The sequence below is a fragment of the Moorena sp. SIO2C4 genome (assembly GCF_010672485.1).
GTDB classification, from domain to species: Bacteria; Cyanobacteriota; Cyanobacteriia; order Cyanobacteriales; family Coleofasciculaceae; genus Moorena; species Moorena producens.
On the sequence record NZ_JAAHGN010001120.1, the window covers coordinates 1 to 2,362 of the forward strand.

At 46.0% G+C, this 2,362-nt stretch carries 1 protein-coding gene; it reads right to left on the reverse strand.

Features of this window, described 5'->3' with window-relative positions; translation table 11 throughout:
• Nucleotides 1-94: 94 nt before the first annotated feature.
• Nucleotides 95-2,362: SDR family oxidoreductase (locus F6K20_RS34490; protein ID WP_287297802.1), on the reverse strand; the 2,268-nt coding region annotated here is incomplete at its 5' end.

Consider the following 2,362-nt stretch of genomic DNA (forward strand, 5'->3'; position numbering starts at 1 on the left):
CCACGCTACGCGAACGGCTTTGTTTATCAGTACATATATTATAGCAATTTTATAATACCCTGTGCAAAATTCATCCCACACCTAATGCTACGCATTAGGTGTGGGATGAATTTTGCCGGACAGCTAAACAAGCTTTCAATTTTTCAGCCAAAACCCGGACATTGGGTTCTAGCATCATTGAGATATGATCACCAGGAATATGGTGAACTTCAATGCCAGAAGCTGCCATACCATCCCAACCATTAAGAGGATCATGGTAATGTCCTGGAGGTTGCTGTTTAGCTCGAAAGAGAGTTATTTTCCCTGGGTAGACTGATGACAGCTCAGATGCTTGAGTCTCGTAGTTAACATTTTGGATATCTGAGATGGCATCAACCAAATTAGGGTTTGCTAAACCAGGTTCGGTAGATAAGTTAGACTTTTTAGCAAACCACTGGAATTGCCGTTTGTATGCTCCAGATTTATAATGTCTGACAAACGCTCTGATTCTCTCAGACAAGTAAGCTCGCCTTTTGTCAGGTTCAAGTCTCCAAAGGTTATTCCAATAAGTTTGTAGTTTTTGTATCCAAAATAAAGTGTACCGTTGTAAGACAGTGGTATTTTCGTAGGGCTTCCACTGATAACCAATAGCATAGCTATCAAACAAGGCAACAATTGCTACAGTCTGACCTTGAGCATCAAGCTGCTTAGCCATTTCAAAGGCGATTTGACCTCCGAGGGATACCCCTTGTAGAAAATAAGGCCCTTCGGGTTGAAACCTTCGCATTTCTTCAATGTAGTGAGCGGCTAACTCCTTGAGTCCATTACCTATACCCGGTTTGGTATTGATGTTGTTGGCGTTAGTAGCCGCTGCTAGTCCATAACTTAGTCCATAAACTGGATAGTCCCAACCAAGATAACGTACCAAATCGCGGTAGTATATCAACCCTTCCCCAAGGATGTGAATCGCAAACAGAACTGGCTTGGAACCACTAGGTTGAATGGGCACTAGGGAAAACCAAGAGGATGACCATTCTGACTGGCACAGAAGGTGAGCGAGTTGCTTGATGGTTGGTGCTTGGAATAGAGCAGCTAGGGGCAGTTGTTTGCCGAAGGTCTTCTCAATCTCACCAGATAGCTGCACAGCTAGGAGGGAATTTCCTCCTAACCCGAAGAAGTTGTCATCGATGCCAATCTGGGAAACTCCCAACACCTTCTGCCAAATGCTAGCCAGTTGACGCTCTATATCAGTTACTGGCAAGAGGTTTTCAGTGTCTTTGCTTGGTGAAATCAACTGCTCTCGGTCGATTTCACCTGCGGGAGTTAGGGGCATAGCTTGGAGTTGCTGAAACTTAGGGGTGATAGAGGTTCCAAAAGGAACGAATGCCTCTAACCTCTGCAACTGAGCAACAGATAGTTCTGTAACCGCCGTGAAATATACCGATACCCGCTGCCGATAGTATGGTGGCTGTTGGGTGTATCGTCTAACATAGGGATTGCTGCCATCCAAACCCAAAATCAGGGAGTGTTGGTCGTGGTGCAGCCCAGCGAGAATAGAATTGATTCCCTGTTGGTTGAAAATTCCGTACTGACCTAAGGCACGACGGGACTCCCTAATCTGTTTACTCCGATTGAGGGTGGTCTCAACCCATGTGCTTGAGCCATAGCAGTAGCTGCGCACCAAGGTCTTGTGCCGCTGGTAGTAGCAGAAGCACTCTAGAAAATTATTAGCGGCAGCATAAGCACCAATTGTCGCTCCCCCAAAGAAGGCTAGCACGGAAGAAAGGCTGATAAAAACACTGTCTGGCTTATCTTTAATTAGTTGATGCAGTACCCACGACCCTAAAAGCTTGGGACGAAGTGTAGCAGCAAAACTGTTGCGGGTTTCCTCTACTAAAAAATGTTCTGGGGCAATTCCAGCCAAATGAATGACCCCTTGAAGGTTTGCTTGCCAGTCAGACTGGGCTCGTTCAACCACCTGTTGCAACTGAGCTAAATCACAAATATCCACGGCCTCGTAGCGTATCTCTCCTCCCAGTTGCTCGGCCAGTTGCTCTAGGTTTTGATAGGCTCTGACGGCAGGTGCGAACCCATTTCCATCCTTTAAATGGTTTCCTTTGGTACTCGGCTCTGGTAAGGGGGTTCGACCAACTAAAAGCAGACGAGCTTGATAGTGGTTTAGGAGAAATTTAGCAATTTCTACTCCAATCCCTCCCAAACCCCCACTAATCAAATACATTCCCTTTTGCTTAAAGGGCAATTCCTGTTTTTCGAGTTGGGGTAGGTCAGCTTTTTCGAGTAAGGGCACCAAACGGTTGCGATTGCGGTATGCTACTTCTCGCTCTTTCTGACATACAGCCATTTCCCGCAGGATATGAAACCC